The sequence below is a fragment of the Nonomuraea corallina genome (genome assembly GCF_027620315.1).
Taxonomy (GTDB): Bacteria; Actinomycetota; Actinomycetes; order Streptosporangiales; family Streptosporangiaceae; genus Nonomuraea; species Nonomuraea corallina.
On the sequence record NZ_JAPNNL010000170.1, the window covers coordinates 1 to 15,756 of the forward strand.

Annotated in this window: 17 protein-coding genes; 4 read left to right on the top strand and 13 right to left on the bottom strand. The window is 71.9% G+C overall.

The genetic code is table 11. The features are described from left to right. Nucleotides 1–119: 119 nt before the first annotated feature. The 7 genes from OUY22_RS29975 to OUY22_RS30005 all read right to left on the bottom strand — a co-directional run bounded on the left by OUY22_RS29975 (nucleotide 120) and on the right by OUY22_RS30005 (nucleotide 7,276). The gene (locus OUY22_RS29975) at nucleotides 120–695 is read right to left on the bottom strand and encodes an RNA polymerase sigma factor (RefSeq protein ID WP_270158561.1); all 576 of its coding nucleotides are present in this window, start codon (nucleotides 693–695) and stop codon (nucleotides 120–122) included. A gap of 82 nt (nucleotides 696–777) precedes the next feature. After that, a complete protein-coding gene (locus OUY22_RS29980; protein WP_270158562.1) occupies nucleotides 778–1,155 on the bottom strand; it encodes an STAS domain-containing protein in 378 nt (125 codons plus the stop codon). A gap of 147 nt (nucleotides 1,156–1,302) precedes the next feature. Next, the gene (locus OUY22_RS29985; protein ID WP_270158563.1) at nucleotides 1,303–3,051 is read right to left on the bottom strand and encodes a DEAD/DEAH box helicase; all 1,749 of its coding nucleotides are present in this window, start codon (nucleotides 3,049–3,051) and stop codon (nucleotides 1,303–1,305) included. 124 nt (nucleotides 3,052–3,175) lie between these two features. Then, complete coding sequence (locus OUY22_RS29990) at nucleotides 3,176–3,814, bottom strand: hypothetical protein (RefSeq protein ID WP_270158564.1); 639 nt, start codon at nucleotides 3,812–3,814, stop codon at nucleotides 3,176–3,178. Nucleotides 3,815–3,883: 69 nt separating this feature from the next. Continuing rightward, nucleotides 3,884–5,275, bottom strand: coding sequence for an MFS transporter (locus OUY22_RS29995; RefSeq protein ID WP_270158565.1), 1,392 nt, complete (start codon nucleotides 5,273–5,275; stop codon nucleotides 3,884–3,886). Nucleotides 5,276–5,323: 48 nt separating this feature from the next. Next, nucleotides 5,324–5,584, bottom strand: a complete 261-nt coding sequence (locus tag OUY22_RS30000) for a DUF3039 domain-containing protein (RefSeq protein ID WP_270158566.1) — start codon at nucleotides 5,582–5,584, stop codon at nucleotides 5,324–5,326. An 84-nt stretch (nucleotides 5,585–5,668) separates the two neighbouring features. After that, nucleotides 5,669–7,276 carry a DHA2 family efflux MFS transporter permease subunit gene (locus OUY22_RS30005; RefSeq protein WP_270158567.1) on the bottom strand — a complete coding sequence of 536 codons (1,608 nt, stop codon included), beginning with the start codon at nucleotides 7,274–7,276 and terminating at the stop codon, nucleotides 5,669–5,671. 133 nt (nucleotides 7,277–7,409) lie between these two features. Here OUY22_RS30005 and OUY22_RS30010 point away from each other — a divergent pair, with 133 nt between their 5' ends. Further along, nucleotides 7,410–8,018, top strand: a complete 609-nt coding sequence (locus tag OUY22_RS30010; protein ID WP_270158568.1) for a TetR/AcrR family transcriptional regulator — start codon at nucleotides 7,410–7,412, stop codon at nucleotides 8,016–8,018. A gap of 1 nt (nucleotide 8,019) precedes the next feature. Here the strand turns inward: OUY22_RS30010 and OUY22_RS30015 are convergent, their stop codons facing one another. From OUY22_RS30015 to OUY22_RS30040, 6 genes are all read right to left on the bottom strand, one after another. Continuing rightward, on the bottom strand, nucleotides 8,020–8,598 hold the full coding sequence (locus OUY22_RS30015; RefSeq protein WP_270158569.1) for a YqgE/AlgH family protein: 579 nt from the start codon (nucleotides 8,596–8,598) through the stop codon (nucleotides 8,020–8,022). Nucleotides 8,599–8,712: 114 nt separating this feature from the next. Continuing rightward, on the bottom strand, nucleotides 8,713–9,333 hold the full coding sequence (locus OUY22_RS30020; RefSeq protein ID WP_270158570.1) for a TetR/AcrR family transcriptional regulator: 621 nt from the start codon (nucleotides 9,331–9,333) through the stop codon (nucleotides 8,713–8,715). Nucleotides 9,334–9,541: 208 nt separating this feature from the next. After that, nucleotides 9,542–10,951, bottom strand: coding sequence for an NAD-dependent malic enzyme (locus OUY22_RS30025; protein ID WP_270158571.1), 1,410 nt, complete (start codon nucleotides 10,949–10,951; stop codon nucleotides 9,542–9,544). Nucleotides 10,952–11,007: 56 nt separating this feature from the next. After that, on the bottom strand, nucleotides 11,008–11,637 hold the full coding sequence (locus tag OUY22_RS30030) for a cytidylate kinase-like family protein (RefSeq protein ID WP_270158572.1): 630 nt from the start codon (nucleotides 11,635–11,637) through the stop codon (nucleotides 11,008–11,010). Between the two features lie 21 nt (nucleotides 11,638–11,658). Continuing rightward, nucleotides 11,659–12,591, bottom strand: coding sequence for a tetratricopeptide repeat protein (locus tag OUY22_RS30035; RefSeq protein ID WP_270158573.1), 933 nt, complete (start codon nucleotides 12,589–12,591; stop codon nucleotides 11,659–11,661). Then, the gene (locus OUY22_RS30040; protein WP_270158574.1) at nucleotides 12,575–13,126 is read right to left on the bottom strand and encodes a MarR family winged helix-turn-helix transcriptional regulator; all 552 of its coding nucleotides are present in this window, start codon (nucleotides 13,124–13,126) and stop codon (nucleotides 12,575–12,577) included. The genes OUY22_RS30035 and OUY22_RS30040 overlap by 17 nt, the downstream gene beginning before the upstream one ends. A 235-nt stretch (nucleotides 13,127–13,361) precedes the next feature. Here OUY22_RS30040 and OUY22_RS30045 point away from each other — a divergent pair, with 235 nt between their 5' ends. The 3 genes from OUY22_RS30045 to OUY22_RS30055 all read left to right on the top strand — a co-directional run bounded on the left by OUY22_RS30045 (nucleotide 13,362) and on the right by OUY22_RS30055 (nucleotide 15,711). Continuing rightward, the gene (locus OUY22_RS30045; RefSeq protein ID WP_270158575.1) at nucleotides 13,362–14,741 is read left to right on the top strand and encodes a hypothetical protein; all 1,380 of its coding nucleotides are present in this window, start codon (nucleotides 13,362–13,364) and stop codon (nucleotides 14,739–14,741) included. A 25-nt stretch (nucleotides 14,742–14,766) separates the two neighbouring features. Continuing rightward, entirely contained in the window at nucleotides 14,767–15,438 is a 672-nt protein-coding gene (locus OUY22_RS30050; RefSeq protein ID WP_270158576.1) for a DUF4230 domain-containing protein, read from the top strand. Between the two features lie 120 nt (nucleotides 15,439–15,558). Continuing rightward, nucleotides 15,559–15,711 (top strand): hypothetical protein, encoded by a 153-nt coding sequence (locus tag OUY22_RS30055; RefSeq protein WP_270158577.1) that lies wholly within the window; start codon nucleotides 15,559–15,561, stop codon nucleotides 15,709–15,711. Nucleotides 15,712–15,756 lie beyond the last annotated feature (45 nt).

The following is a 15,756-nucleotide window of genomic DNA, read 5'->3' on the forward strand; positions in this document are numbered from 1 at the left end:
GTGCTCCGGCGGTGAGGCCGTGCACCGTGAGCTCCTCGCTGAGCGCGGCGCGCATCGTGGCGAGCCGCCGGTCGTCGGGCTCCGGCGCGTCCGCGCGCATCTCCTGGAGCAACCGCAGGTCATCCATGGTCTGTCTCCTCCTCGATGTGGGTCGGATCCATCCCGCCCAGCGCGGCGCGGGTCTTCTTCCTGGCCCGGTGCAGCCGGGACCTGACGGTCCCCACCGGGATGCCGAGCGCCTGGGCCACCTCCTCGTAGCCGAGGTCGGCCCACGCGGTCATCAACAGCACGTCACGCTCGTCGGGGGACAGCTCGGCCAGCGCGCGGGCGAGGTCGCGCTGCGCCGCGGAGGCCGACACCCGCGCGTCCACCCGGTCGGCGTAGCTCTCCACCACGTCGTCCACGCCGGTCCTGGCCAGCGCCTGGTAGGACCTGATCTCGGTACGGCGGTGCTTGCCGATCAGGTTGGCGGCCATCCCGTACAGCCAGGGGCGGGCGTCGGCGTGGCGCAGGTCGTACCGGTCGCGCCGGCGGAAGGCGGCCAGGAACGTCTCGGCGACGAGGTCGTCGGCGAGCGAGTCGCCCAGCCGCCGGGTGACGTAGCGGTGCAAGGCGGGCGCGTGCCGGTCGAACAGCGTCGAGAACGCGGCCGGATCCCGCCAGGACTGCTCGATCACCTCGGCGTCTGTGGACACGCGTGCTGTGTCCGTGATCAAACTCGCCCCCTCTCCATCGGGTGTCGTCACTCCTTTTCACCCGATAGCGGGATTCGGGTTCTCAGGCCCGCACGGCAGCGCGGCGCAACGCCTCGTCGAGGGTGCCGAAGACCTCGAAGGCGTTGCGCAGCCCGGTGATGGACAGCACCCGGGCCATCACGCCCTGCACGCCTCCCAGCAGCAGCCGGGTGTCACGCGCCTCGCACCGGTGCATGATGTCGAGCAGCTCGTTCATGCCCATCGAATCGCAGAAGCCGACCTCGCGCAGGTCGAGGATCAGGAAGGACGTGGGCGGCAGCTCCCACACGCGCCTCAGGTGCTCGCGGAGCGGGGCGAGCCCGTACGCGTCGATCTCGCCGCTCAGCCGGACGACGACCGTGTCGGAGAAGAGGCCGCACGAGACGACGAGCAGCGGCCTTCCCATGGCCTCAGGCGACATGAGCACGTCCCTCTGGATGTCCGTAAAGGCAGCCCAAGGGGAAGTGTTGCCGACAAGGCCCGCTTTCTAACGGAAGGCTACGGCTCTGTCGCCAAACGCATAGGGTTACGGGGCGTCACGATATCCCCGGCCGCTGATCCGAAAGCCTCACCGGCGCTGGGTGGCCCAGCGCCGGATGAGGTCGATGCGCTCCTGGATCTGCTCGGCGCTGGCCTGCGCGATCGGCGGTCCGCCGCAGGAACGGCGGAGCTCGGCGTGGATCACGCCGTGGGGCTGGCCGGTGCGGTGGTTCCAGGCGCCGACCAGGCCGTTGAGCTCGCGCCGCAGCTCGGCGATGCGCTCGTGCGGGGCGAGGGTGTCCTTGGGCTCAGCAGGTTGCTTGCGCCTGGCCGCCTGCTGGTCGGACTGACGCTTGCGCAGGAGCGTGGCCACCTGGTCGGGCTCCAGCAGGCCGGGCAGGCCGAGGAAGTCCTCCTCCTCGGCGGAGCCGACCTCGGCGCCGGTGCCGAACTCGCCGCCGTCGAAGAGCACCCGGTCGAAGGTGGCCGAGGTCTCCATCGTCTCGAACGGCAGCTCGTCGCCCAGGACGTCGGGGGTGTCCTTCTTGCGGTTGGCGTCCTGCAGCAGGCTGTCGTCGAGGCCGTCCTCGGGCGGGCGGCGGTTGAGCACGTGGTCGCGCTCGGCCTCCATCTCGTTGGCCAGCCCCATGAGGGTGGGCACCGACGGCAGGAACACCGAGGCGGTCTCGCCGCGCTTGCGGGCGCGCACGAAGCGGCCGACGGCCTGCGCGAAGAACAGCGGCGTGGAGGTGGAGGTGGCGTAGACGCCCACGCACAGCCGGGGGATGTCGACCCCCTCGGAGACCATGCGGACCGCGACCAGCCAGCGGTCGCCCGACGCGGCGAACTGCTTGATCTTCTTGGACGCGCCGGGGTCGTCGGACAGCACGACGGTGGCCGGCTCGCCGGCGATGGCGCGCAGGTGGCGGGCGTAGGCGCGGGCCGTCTCGTGATCGGTGGCGATCACCAGGCCGCCCGCGTCGGGCACGTGCCGGCGCACCTCGGTCAGGCGCCGGTCGGCGGCCTGCATGACCTGGCGGATCCAGTCGCCCTTCGGGTCGAGGGCGGCCCGCCAGGCCTGGGAGAGCTGGTCCTTGGTGAGCGGGGTGCCGAGGGTGGCGGCGAGCTCGTCGCCTGCGCGGGTGCGCCACCTCATCTCGCCGGAGTAGGCGAGGAAGATGACCGGGCGCACGACGTTGTCGGCGAGCGCGGGGCCGTAGCCGTAGGAGTAGTCGGCGCGGCTGCGCTTGAGGCCCTCGCCGTCCTCCTCGTAGGTGACGAACGGGATCGGGCTGTCGTCGGAGCGGAACGGGGTGCCGGTGAGCTGCAGCCGCCGGGTGGCCGGCTCGAACGCCTCGCGCACGCCGTCGCCCCACGACTTGGCGTCGCCCGCGTGGTGGATCTCGTCGAAGATGACCAGCGTCTTGCGGGCCTCGGTGCGGGCGCGGTGGAGGGCGGGATGCATGGCGACCTGGGCGTAGGTCACGGCGACCCCGGTGTAGTCGCGGCTGGTGGCGCCCTGGCTGTTCTTGAACTCGGGGTCGATGCCGATGCCCACCTTGCCGGCGGCGTCGGCCCACTGGCGCTTGAGGTGCTCGGTCGGGGTGACGATGGTGATCGCGCGGATCACCCCGCGGGTGAGCAGCTCGCTGGCGATGCGCAGGGCGTAGGTGGTCTTGCCGGCGCCCGGCGTGGCCACGGTGAGGAAGTCGCGCGGCTCTCGCCCGAAGTAGAGGTCGAACGCCTCCTGCTGCCAGGCGCGCAGCTTGGGCGCGGTGCCCCACGCGGCGCGGTCGGGATAGGAAGGCGACAGGTGGGATGCGGCGAAGGTGCTCACCGCATCACCTCTGAGGTTCGTGTGCTTCGCTGTCTCACAGTGTCCCAAGAGTAAACCGGCTCACTGACAAGACGTGCCGCGCACCGTCGATTCTGGCCAAACACGCGCATGCGTGCTATCGGGCTCACCCGGCGCTCGCCATGACCGCGTCCAGCGCCTGCCTGGCGGCGGTCTCCTCCGGCTGGAGCAGCCCGAGGACCAGCGCCGCTCCCCCGCCGTGCGTGACGAGTGTCACACGCAGGTACGCGGGCCGGTTGACCACGTCGTCGTACTGGGCGCGCACGGCCCTGGTGTGACCACGGGCGACCGGCCGGTCGTCGACCACCTTGACCCGGTCACCCTGTAACAGGAGCCGTGCGTAGTGGGCGACGGCGTCCTTGACGCTCTCACCGGGGTCCTTCACCGGCCCGGCCAGCGGCCTGGTCATGACCACGCCGCCGCCGTCGTCGTCCCTGGCGACGGCGGTGAACCCGGTGACCGGCGCCACCTTGCCGTCCGCCCACCCGGGCGGCAGCTCCAGCCGCACCCCGGCGAGCGTGTCGATCAGCGGCGTCGTCCCGCCGCCGGTGGGCAGCACGCGCGGCACCGCGAAGGCGAGCGCCGCCACCAGCGCCAGCGCCGCCACGATCGCCAGCGCCGGCCAGGCCGCCCGGCGCAGGGCGCGTCCCGGCAGCCGGGGGCCGGGGTGGGCGGGGGTGCCGTGCATGCGCGCGGACGGCGGCAGCGAGTCCCAGCGCGTCCGGACGCGGTCGTCACGCTCCATGGACGATGTCCTACCATCGCGGGCGGCGCCGGTCCGGCGATCCGTTGCGGCCGGGGCTGGAGTGACGGATCAGGTTGCCGGGGCGGCCACCCGCGCCGCGAGGAAGGTGGCCGCCAGCCCGATCAGCGCCATCAGCCCGCAGATCACCGCGAACCCCACCGCGATCTGGTCGGGTGTGTGGCCGATGAGGTTCGACAGCGCGCCGGCGATCCCGAGCGCGAGCGCCGCGCCCAGCATGTCGGTCACGGACAGCGAGGCGCTGTTGGCGCCCTGCTCGTTGACCGGCGACTGCCTGAGCGCGGTGACGTTGATGGTGGCCATCGCCAGCCCCATCCCGAACCCGGCGACGATCCAGGCCGGCACCGCGACCCAGCCGGGGACCCCCGGCACGACCGCCGGCACGGAGAGCAGGATGCCGAGGGTCACGCACATCGCGCCCGTCCTGATCCGGCGGTGCGGCTCGATCTCGCGCCTGCTCTGCAGGTACGAGCCGGCCGACCAGCCGAGGGCTCCGGTGGTCAGCGCGAGGCCCGCCTGGGCCACGGAGAACCCCTTGACGTCGGTCAGGGCCAGCGGGATGAACCCGTTGACCCCGAAGAACGCCGCGGAGAACAGCCCGCGCATCATGACGGTCGTGGGCAGCCCGCGGCCGAACCGGAGCGCGGCCGGCGGCAGCAGCCGGGCCAGCCCGTACCCCAGGGCCGCCAGGCCGAGCAGGCTCCACCCGGCGCCGGCGAGCGGCGACGCGTCCAGCCTTTCGATCCCGTACAGGAGCACGCCGCTGCCGGTGGCGGTCGCGGTGGCGGCCACCGTCATGGCGGCCGGGCGCGAGCGCGGGCCGGTGGCGGGCTCGTGGTCGTCCATCGGCCGTCTGAGCGAGGGCGCGAGCATGAGCAGGGCGGGCACGACGAGCGGGATGATGCCGTAGAACACCCAGCGCCAGTCGAACTGCGCGACGAAGCCCGCCACGGACGGGCCGATCATCGACGGGAGCACCCACGCGGCCGACAGCGCCGCGAACACGCGGGGGCGGACGTCCTGCGGGTAGACCCGGGCGATCATGACGTAGAGCGCCACGACCGTCGGGCCCGCGCCCAGCCCCTGCACCGCCCGCGCCAGCAGGAACATCTCCTTGCCCGTCGCGGCCCCGGCGAGCGCCATGCCCAGCACGAACAGCCCCAGACCGGCGAGGAACGGCAGCGCGTAGCCGCGCCGGTCGGCCCACAGGCCCGCCACCACGTTGGCGAACAGGCTGGCGATGAAGAACGCGGAGAAGCTGACCCCGTAGAGGTCCAGGGCCCTCAGGTCCTTGGAGACCTGCGGCATGATGACACTGACCGACATGCCCTCGAACGCGACCAGCGTGACGACGAGCAGGATGCCCAGGGTCGCCGTGCGGTAGGCGGGGCCGAAGATGCGCGGGGCATCGTATGGGGTGTCGAGTGCTTTCGGTACTGTCACCCGGACATCGTATTCAGGCGGGGGCGCACCGCAGGCGAGGGGGCGAGGTCACTCGCCCTTGCCGTCGCCCTCGCCGCCGCCGGACGGCAGACCCTCGTAGATCTCCTTGCACTCCGGGCAGACGGGGTACTTCTTCGGGTCGCGGCTGGGCACCCACACCTTGCCGCACAGGGCGCGGATGGGCGTGCCCGTCACCATGGACTCGGTGATCTTGTGCTTGTCGGCGTAGTGGGAGAACCGTTCGTGGTCACCGTCACCGTGTGACGTCTTCGGACGGGTTTCCTGCTCTGGAAGGATCTTCGTGCTCACCCCACCGAGTCTATGCCCGCCGGGACGCGGCCCAGAAGAACGGTACGGCCCCCGGCCGGTGCGGTCGGGGGCCGTGACGCGGGTTCAGCCGACGTGGACGGGGACGTCGTCCGTCTTGCGGCCGGACTTGACGAACAGGGCCAGCACCGCCGTCAGCAGCGCGATGCCGGTGCTGACCAGGAAGGCCAGGTTCATGCCGTCCATGAAGGCGTTCTTCACGGCCGGGCCGACGGTCTGGGCCAGCTGTTCGGGGATGCCGGGCGGGAGCCCGCCGAACGAGGCCGCCTCTTCCAGCTGCTCCAGCTGTCCGGGCGGGATCGCCTGGGCGGCGGGGCCGAGGTGGCCGGGGAGCGTGGCGGAGATCTGCCCGGCCATGACCGCGCCCAGGATGGCGGTGCCGAGCGCGCCGCCGACCTGCATGGCCGACTGCTGCAGGCCGCCCGCGACGCCGGTGAGGCCCTCGGGGGCGTTGCCCACGATGATCTCGGTGGCTCCCACGAAGACCGGCGACATGCCGAACGCCAGCACCACGAACGGGATCGAGGTCTCCAGGAACGAGGCGTCGATGGTCAGCTGGGACATGAGGAACATGGCCCCGGCGGTGACCACCAGGCCGGCCGACATCGTCAGTCGCGGCCCCAGCCTGCCGAGCAGGATGCCCGCGAGCGGAGAGGCGACGATCATGCCCGCGCTCATGGGCAGCATCCGCAGGCCCGCCTCCAGCGGGGTCAGGCCGTGGGTGCCCTGGAAGAAGAAGCCCAGGAAGAACATGGCGCCGAACATCGCGAAGGCGACCATCATCATCAGCACGGTGCCGATGGAGATCGACGCGTTGGCGAACAGCGACAGCGGCACCAGCGGCTGCCTGGCCCGGCTCTGCCAGAAGACGAAAGCGGCGGTGAGCACCGCGAAGGCGGCCAGGAAGCCGAGCGTGGTGGAGTCGCCCCAGCCCCACTCGGGCGCCTTGATGATCGACCAGACCAGCGCGAACATGGCGCCGGACAGCAGGACGACGCCGCCCCAGTCGATCCTGTTCAGCACCTTGATGGGGCTCTTCTCGATGAGCAGCACGCCCAGCACCAGGGCGAGGATGCCCACGGGGGCGTTGATGAAGAAGACCGACTCCCAGCTCACGTTCTCCACGAGCACGCCGCCGACGATCGGGCCGGCCGCGCTGGACAGGCCGATGATCGCGCCCCACGCGCCCATCGCCTGCTTGAGCTTGTCACCGGGGAACGCCTCGCGCAGCAGCGCCAGGGCGGCGGGCTGCAGCAGCGCGCCGAACAGGCCCTGCAGCACGCGCAGGCCGATCAGGGCGCCCGCCGGGGAGAGTCCGGGGATGAGGCCGGCCAGTTCGGCGCTGAAGCCGATGCCCACCGACACCAGGGCGAAGCCGCCGACGCCGATGAGGAAGACGCGCTTGTGCCCGAACAGGTCGCCCAGCTTGCCCGCGGTGATCAGAAAGACCGCCAGCGCCAGCAGGTAGCCGCTGGTCACCCACTGCAGCTCGGCCAGGGTGGCGCCCAGGTCGGCCTGGATGACCGGGTTGGCGATGCCGACCACGGTGCCGTCGAGCATCACCATGATGACGCCGAGACTGACCGCCAGCAGCACCAGCCACGGATTGCCGCGTGCCCCGGCCGCGACCGGTGGTGGCGGCGGTGGTGCGTCCACCGCCTTCGCTTCTGTCATGAAATCCCCCTCAAGAGTCTCTTCAACGTCAGGCACATTAGTGGCAGAGACTGCCAGCTGACAAATGGGTTTCATTCGCCTACAGCTGACATGTGGCAGAATGTGACAGGAAGACGGCGAAGGGGTTACGGGCATGGGTCTGCGGGAGCGCAAGAAGGAGAAGACGCGGCTCGCCCTCCAGGACGCCGCGTTCGAACTCTTCCTCGAACAAGGGTACGACTCGACCACGATCGACCAGATAGCGGCCGCGGCCGACGTCTCCCCGCGCACCTTCTTCCGTTACTTCACCGGCAAGGACCACCTGGTCCTGTGGTTCCACGAGCAGACCGAGCGGACCCTGCTGGAGGCCCTGGCCGAGCGGCCCGCGGACGAGCCGCCGTTCGCCTCCATGACCCACGCCCTGCGCGCGCTGCTGCGCACCATGGAGCTCTCAACACCGGAGGACAACGCGCGATTCCTCAAGGTGCGGCGGCTCCTCGACGCCAACCCCCACCTGGCCAGCGCCACCTTCGCCCGCGTCATCGAGACCGAGCGGCGTCTGGTCGAGGCCATCGCCGCCCGCCGCGGCGTCGACCCCGGCCGGACCCCGCTCCCCCACCTCGTCGTGACGTTCGTCATGGCCGCCATGCGGATCGGCTTCACCTGCCCGGCCGACCCGTGCGGCCCGCGGGAGATCGTCCGGCGGATGGAGGAGACGCTCCAGCTCGTCGAGCGCTCACTGCGCCCCGGCTGGGACGTCTAGGTCAGTTCAGCGTGGGATCGTCCGGACAGGTCGCCACGAACGCCAGCTCGCCTCTCTGCCGCCGCAGGACATGCCGCCAGAGCGAGCCGGGGTCGGCGTGGAAGGTGTCGCCGGGCTCGGAGTCCACGACGTACCACGCCCCCTCCGCGATCTCGCTCTCCAGCTGCCCGGTGGTCCAGCCCGCGTAGCCGGCGAAGATGCGCATCTGCGCGATCTCGCCCTGGAGGATCTCGGGCGGCGCGTCCAGGTCGACCGTCCCCAGCCGCGACACGGCCGCGGTGCCGGCGTGCAGCCTGCGCCAGCCCAGCGGCTCCTCGCCGCTCGGCACGGCGGCCAGGGCCAGCGCGCTGTCGGTCTGCACCGGCCCGCCCTCGAAGAGCACCGGCGGCCCGGTCACCAGCGGGTCCCACACGGGCAGCACCTGGGTCACCGCGATCTCGCTCGGCCGGTTGAGCACCACCCCGAGCGTGCCGCCGTCGTGGTCGTGTTCGAGGATCAGCACGACGCTACGCCGGAAGTTGGGGTCGTCGAGTAGCGGCGTCGCCACCAACAACCCGCCGACGTAGATCGCCTCCGCCATACCTCCATCATGAAGGAGGAAGAGGGCTTCTCGCGCCTCTAGCCGCCGGATGTTACGCAATGCAGTGATAGGCCACGATGCGGACGGCCGCGGCGGCGCTTGGGGCACGGAGCGTCAGCAGGCCACGAACGCGCCCGCCCTCGCGGCGATCAGGGCGCGGGCGGCCGACCGGGCGGCCGTCGTCTCGTCCACCGGCTGCCTGAGGACCATCAGGCGGTAGTAGAGCGGCGCCGAGACCGCGCGGACGAGCTCCGCGCCGTCGGTGCCCGGCGGCAGCTCACCGCCCTCGACCGCGGCGTCCACGACCTTGGCCCACTCGGTGATGCGCCGGTCGTAGAAGGCGTGCAGCGCGGCGGCGGCCCCCTCGTCGGAGGTGGCGGCCGCGATCACCGCCTGGAGGGTCGCGCCGAAGTGCGGGTCGTTGATCGCCGCCAGCACGGACCGGGCATTGGCCAGGAGGACGTCCTCGATCGAGCCCGCGTCCGTGCCCGGAGGCGGGAAGGACCGCGCCGCCAGCTCGCCCATGAGGTCGGTGACCAGGCGGGCGCGGGTGCCCCAGCGCCGGTAGATGGTGGTCTTGCCGATGCCCGCCCGGCCCGCCACCTGCTCCATGGTCAGGCGGTGGAAGCCGCGTTCGACCAGCTCGTCCTGGGCGGCCCGGAGCACGGCCGTGCGGACCTTCGCCGTGCGTCCGCCGGGACGGACCGTTCCCGCCGTGAGGGGCCCTGGCTCCATCGGGTCTCCATCCGTTCCAGGTCGCGAACGGCCACACGGGAGATCCGTGACCGCTTCTCTAGAACGCTCCAGATTCTGATGAACGGTCCCCGGCTTGGACAACACCTCTGTCCTGATCCGGCCCGGATGCGCCGAGGTCCCACGACGAGCGGGGACGCCCACCGTGGCGATGGTGGGCGTCCCCGCCGTACGGACGGAAGGGTCCCCGTCAGGCCTCGGTGAAGCCGCGGGCCCGGCCGCCCGCGGACTCGCGGACCGCCGCCGCCACCGCGCCCGCCACGTCCGGGTGGAAGACGCTCGGGATGATGTAGTTGGGGCCGAGTTCCTCCGCCGTCACGACGGCGGCCAGGGCCCCCGCCGCCGCCAGCAGCATCTCCTCCGTGACCTCGGTGGCCTGCGCGTCGAGCAGGCCGCGGAAGACGCCGGGGAAGGCCAGCACGTTGTTGATCTGGTTGGGGTAGTCGGAGCGCCCGGTGGCCACCACCGCGCAGTGCTCGCGGGCTTCGTCGGGCGAGACCTCCGGCTCCGGGTTGGCCAGCGCGAACACCACCGCACCCGGCGCCATCGTGGCGATGTCCTCGCCGGAGAGGATGCCGGGGGCCGACACGCCCACGAAGACGTCGGCGTCCTTCACCGCGCCGCGCAGGTCGCCGCAGTAGCCGTCGGCGTTGGTGCGCTCGGCGATCCACCGCAGCGAGTCGTCGAGGTCGTCGCGGTCGCGGTGGACGGCGCCGCGGTAGTCGCAGACGATCACGTTGCGCGCGCCGGCGGCCATCAGCAGCCGCAGCACCGCGTTGCCCGCCGCGCCCGCGCCCGCCATCGTGATGCGCACGTCCTCCAGCTTCTTGTCGACCACCCGCAGCGCGTTGGTCAGCGCGGCCAGCACGCAGATGGCGGTGCCGTGCTGGTCGTCGTGGAAGACCGGGATGTCGAGCAGGTCGCGCAGCCGCCGCTCCACCTCGAAGCAGCGCGGCGCGCCGATGTCCTCGAGGTTGATCCCGCCGAAGCCCGGGGCGATGAGCTGGACGGCGCGCACGATCTCGTCGACGTCCTGGGTGTCGAGGCAGATGGGCCAGGCGTCGATGCCGGCGAACCGCTTGAACAGCGCCGCCTTGCCCTCCATCACCGGCAGCGCCGCCTCCGGCCCGATGTTGCCCAGCCCGAGCACGGCCGAGCCGTCGGTGACGACGGCGACGGTGTTGCGCTTGATGGTGAGGCGGCGGGCGTCCTCCTTGTTGCGGGCGATCGCCATGGACACCCGCGCCACCCCCGGCGTGTAGGCCATGGAGAGCTCGTCGCGGTTGCGCAGCGGCACCTTCGACTGCATCTCGATCTTGCCGCCGAGGTGCATGAGGAAGGTCCGGTCGGAGACCTTGTGGATGACCACGCTCTCGACGGCCTCGAGCTGGTCCACGATGGCCTGGGCGTGGTCGGTGTCGCGGGCCGCGCAGGTGACGTCGATCCGGAGCTTCTCGTGGCCGGCGTTGGTGACGTCGAGGGCGGTCACGACCCCCCCGGCCGACTCTACGGCGTGGGTGAGCTGGCTGACGGCCTTGCCGCCGGCCGGCACCTCCAGCCGCACGGTGATGGAGTACGACACACTCGGGACGGTCGCCACGTCAATCGCTCCTTCGCGCCTGACCATGAAGTGCTCCCATGTTAGGGGTGTTCAGGTCAAGCCAGCGCCTCGGCGGCCATGACGATCAGGTCGACGCACGCCCCCACGGGGATCGCCGTGCTGTCGACCATCAGGTGGTAGTGGCGGGGGTCGGCCGCGTCCGCGCGGTAGAAGTGGCGGACGTAGGCGGACCGGGCCCGGTCGTTGTTCTCGATGACCTCGCGCGCCTCATGCTCGGTCGTGCGGCGCAGCCCGGCCACCCGCCGGACCCGCCGCTCCAGCGGGGCGTCGAGGCGCACGTGGAGCGCTCCTGGCAGGCCTGCCAGCACGATCGCGCCGGCCCGGCCCAGGAAGACGCCGCCCTGGGAGCGCGCGGTCTCGTGGAGCACCCGCTCGGTGCGCCGGACGAACTCCTCGGGCGCGCGGGGCAGCGCGCCGGGAACGTACATGTCGACGCCGCCGAACGTGACGGTCGGCAGGCGCAACGCCTCCAGCAGCAGCCGGCGCAGGCCGTGCTCGGCGCGGTCGTCGTAGGCGAGCGCCTCCTCCAGCGAGCACCCCAGCTCCTCGGCGACGGCGCCGGCGATGGCCCGGTCGACGAAGGGCACGCCGAGCCGCCCGGCGACCGCCGGGCCGATCTGGTGGCCGGCGGTGCCGTAGGTCGCCGAAAGGGTGACGACGTGCACCCTTCCAGACTAGAACGCGGACTAGAACAGGGCGCTGGCCAGGGCTCTGCGCGCCTTCGCCAGGGACGGGTCCTCGGCCGGAAGGGTCTCGAACAGGCCCAGCAGGTGGACGCGGGCCTTGTCGCGGTCGTCGCCGGAGGTGCGCTTGACCACGCCGATGACGCGCTCGAACGCCGCGTCGACCGAGCCCGACAGCATCTCCAGGTCGGCGGCGAGCAGCTGCGCGTCGATGTCGGCGGGGTCCTGCAGGCGCCGCTGCACCTCGGCCGGGTCGGCGGCGGACGTCCGCTTGATCAGCTTGACGCCGGCCAGGCCCATCCTGGCGTCCTCGTCGGCGGGCACGCGGGCGAGCAGCCGCTGGTAGGCCGCCTCGGCCGCGTCGAGGTCGCCCTGGTCGATGGCCTGCTCGGCGGCGACCAGGTCGGGGTCCGCCGGCGGCGCCTCCGGCTCGCCCGGCCCCTGAGCGGGCGGCCGCGCCCCAGGGTTGGCCTGGTAGAACTGCTCGACGGCGGCCATCAGCTCGTCGAGCCAGCGGCGCACCTCCTGCTCGGGCAGCACCTGCTGGAAACCGGTGACGGCCTGCCCCTGGAAGATGGCGAGCACGGTCGGCACGGCCTGCACGCGCAGGGCCTGCGCGATCTGCGGGCTGGCGTCGACGTTGACCTTGGCCAGCACGACCCGCCCGCCCAGGTCGCCGACGACCTTCTCCAGCACCGGGCTGAGCTGGGAACTGCCCGGGGCCCGCGGCGACCACAGGTCGAGCACCACGGGCACGCTCATCGAGCGGTCGATGACGTCCGTCGTGAACGTCTCCTCGGTCACGTCGACGACCGAGGCCGATGAGGCCGCCTGGGAACCCCCGGCCTCCCGCCGGGCCTGCGCCTCCAAAGCCTGCTTGCGCGCGCCCAGATCCACCGCTCCGTAGAGCGACCCGGGCCTAGAGAAGTCCGCCATGCTCCTCATCTTGCCCCATGGAAGGGACCGAGAAGTCACCCGCCGCCACCCGCAGCGTGCGCAGCAGGTCGAACATCCGGCCAAGCTCGCTCTCGGCGTACATCTCCAGGCCGAACTCGGCCGCCATGAGGTCGTCCGTGGCGCGCCGCACGACGTCGCGTCCGGCCGGAGTGATCTCGGCGAGCACGCCGCGCCCGTCCCTCGGGTTGGGCATGCGGCGCACCAGCCCGGACCGCTCCAACCGGCTGACGGTGTTCGTGACGCTGGTGGGGTGGACCATCAGCCGTTCGCCGATCTTCCACAGCGGCAGCACCCCGGTCTTGCTGAAGGTCAGCAGCACCAGGGCCTCGTAGCGGGCGAAGGTCAGGTCGTACGGCTTCAGCAGCGAGTCGAGCTGGGACAGCAGGATCTGGTGCGCTCTCATGATCGACGTGACGGCGGCCATCGCCGACGAGGCGCCGAAGTGCGCGCGCCAGGTCTCCGCGGCCCGGTCGATGGGGTCGAACGGCAGGTTGAGCGGCTTGGGCTGCGACACGCAGATACGTTAGCGCGCCCCTCGTCCAGATTCGTCTGCTTACGGAGCGCCATCGCCTTCTCCGCTTGGCCAAGAATCCGGGCGTCCTTCATCACGCTCCGTTATGGTTCTCGCATTGATTGGTGACGGGGGAGCCAAGTCCATCAGCCGCGTGGGGACCCGGCCGGACTTCGCCCGCTCCCGCCGTCGCCTACGGGGCACGGGGGGTGCTTGATGGACTTCATGGGGATGACGCGTGCGTGAACACGGGGGCGTCACACGCGGGGAGATCAAACAGGGCGCGGCCGTCACGGTGGTCGTGCTGCTGCTGCTCGGGCTGGTCGCGGCATGGAGCGTCCTGATCCCCGGTGTGGACGCGTGGGAGAACATCGTGGCCGCGGTCATCGGCTCGCTCCGGATCACCGGGCCGGTCGCCGCCGCCTTCGCCGCCTGGGTGGCCCTGCGCAAGCGCCGTGCCACGCGCGACCTGCCGCTGACGACCTGGCGCGCGCTGAAGGCGCCGCTGGCGATCGTGCTGGTGGTGGCGGGCTCGTTCGCGGCCACCGTGCTCGTGCTGGCCGGCCGGACGCTGCTCACCGAGCAGGCGGGCCGGCTCAGTCTGACGGGCCTGGGCATGGGCATGGCGGGGCTGGCGCTCTACTCGGTGATCGGGTGGGTGGCCGGCTGGATGCTGCCGTACCCGCCGACCGTCCCGCTGGCGGGGCTGGGCTGCTACGCGCTGTTCAGCTGGCTCGCCGACGGCGCGGGCTGGGCCGGCCGTCTGGCACCGGGTACGGGCGAGCCGTACGACCTGTTCCAGGGGCTGAGCGGGGCCGTGTTCGTCAACCAGATCATCTGGCTGCTGGGCGTCACCGGGGCGCTGCTCCTGGGATGGGCCGCCCTGGTCACCCGGCAGGCCCTGGTGCTCGCGTTCGCGCTGCTGGCGACGCTGGGCGCCGCCACGGGGGTGGCGCGGGTGCTCTCCGAGCCGCAGCCCGCGGCGGCCCACGAGATCGCCTACAGCTGCCAGGAGTGGCCCATCACCGTCTGCGTCCATCCCGGCATGCGCGGCGGGCTGACGGAGCTGGGCGCCGCCTTCACCGAGATCGCCTCGCGCCTGGCCGAGACCCCTGCCGCGTTCACCCGGGTGGAGCAGCGGCCGCTGGACGAGCCGCTCAAGCCGTCCCACGGGCTGGCGCCGATCCACGTGCCCGACCTGTCGGCGGGGTTCGCCGAGGAGGCCGCGCACGAGTACGTCGACGCGCTGGCAGCCCGGTGCCCCGGCAGCCCCGCCGACGGCTACCGCGAGATCGTGACGGCCTGGCTGCGCGGCGAGCCGCTGCCCGGCGGGCCGCTGCTGGAGCACGAGTACGCCGCGGCCTGGTTCTCCGGGCTCAACGAGCACCAGCGCCGCGAGTGGCTGCGCATGTTCTTCAGCGACTTCCAGGCGTGCAAGCTGTCGGCCACCCACTTCGGCGGCGGCCCGGCCGGCACTCCCCCGCAGGTGTCCACCCCGGTCGCCACGCAGGTCCACCAGGAGAGCGCCCCGCAGGTCTACCCCGTCTATCCGGACCCGAGCGGGCAGCCCTCGCCGAACTGGGGACCGGAGATGTCACCTCAAAGCTGGCACAGATGATCGACCTCAGGGTAGTCAAGGTCACATGACGACTTCGCAGACGGCGCCCCCGTCGGTCACTCCGGGCCGGCGCCGCACGTGGCGATATCTCGCAGGGCTGCTCGTTCTGGCGGTCCTGCTCGTGGTGGCCGGGCGGCTCGCCTGGTCCTGGCTCAACCCGATGGGTGAGCAGACCGTCGACCGCAGCCAGCCGGTGCTGCTGCAGTCCATCAAGGACCTGAGCCGCTTCACGGCCGCGACCGGCAGCTTCCAGGTCGTGGTGGACCTGGAGAAGGACGCCAACTTCCTGCCTGACGCGGTCAAGGGCTCCCGCACCCTCTTCGTCGGCGCGGGCGGCGTGGACGCCTACGTCGACTTCGCCGGACTGGCCGGGGACGCGGTGACCGTGTCGGAGGACCGCAGGTCCGTGACGATCGCCCTGCCGCCCGCCCAGTTGGAGAAGCCCAACCTCGACAACGAGCGCTCCTACGTCTTCGCCCAGCAGCGCGGGCTGCTGGACCGGGTGGAGGACCTCCTGTCCGGCTCCCCGGCCGACCAGCGGGAGCTGTACGTGCTCGCCGAACGCAAGATCGCCGAGGCGGCGGCGGCCAGCGACCTGCGGGCCAGGGCCGACGCCAACACGCGGAGCATGCTGGAGGGCATGCTGAAGTCGCTCGGCTTCACCGAGGTGACGTTCAAGGAGGGCGCGAGGCCTTAGGACACCTAGACGCGGGATGCCCGGTCCCGGGGTCCGGAGATAAGGCATCCGCCCGATGTGCCGGGGTGGTCCTTAGGCCGAGTCTTGAGAGTGCCGGAAGAGACGAAGAGGAGCACTCTCATGAACGCCGAGTTCGACTACACCGTCATGCAGCACCGGGCGTACGAGCTGCGCCAGGAGGCCACCGAGCGCCGGCGGGTGCGGGAGGCGGCCAGGGCCGGGCGGCCCGAGCGCCGTCACCGCTCCGTCTTCGCCCGGCTGCGTGACGTATGACCACTCCACGAACGCCCGGCCGCATCCTCCCTCGCGGCCGGGCGC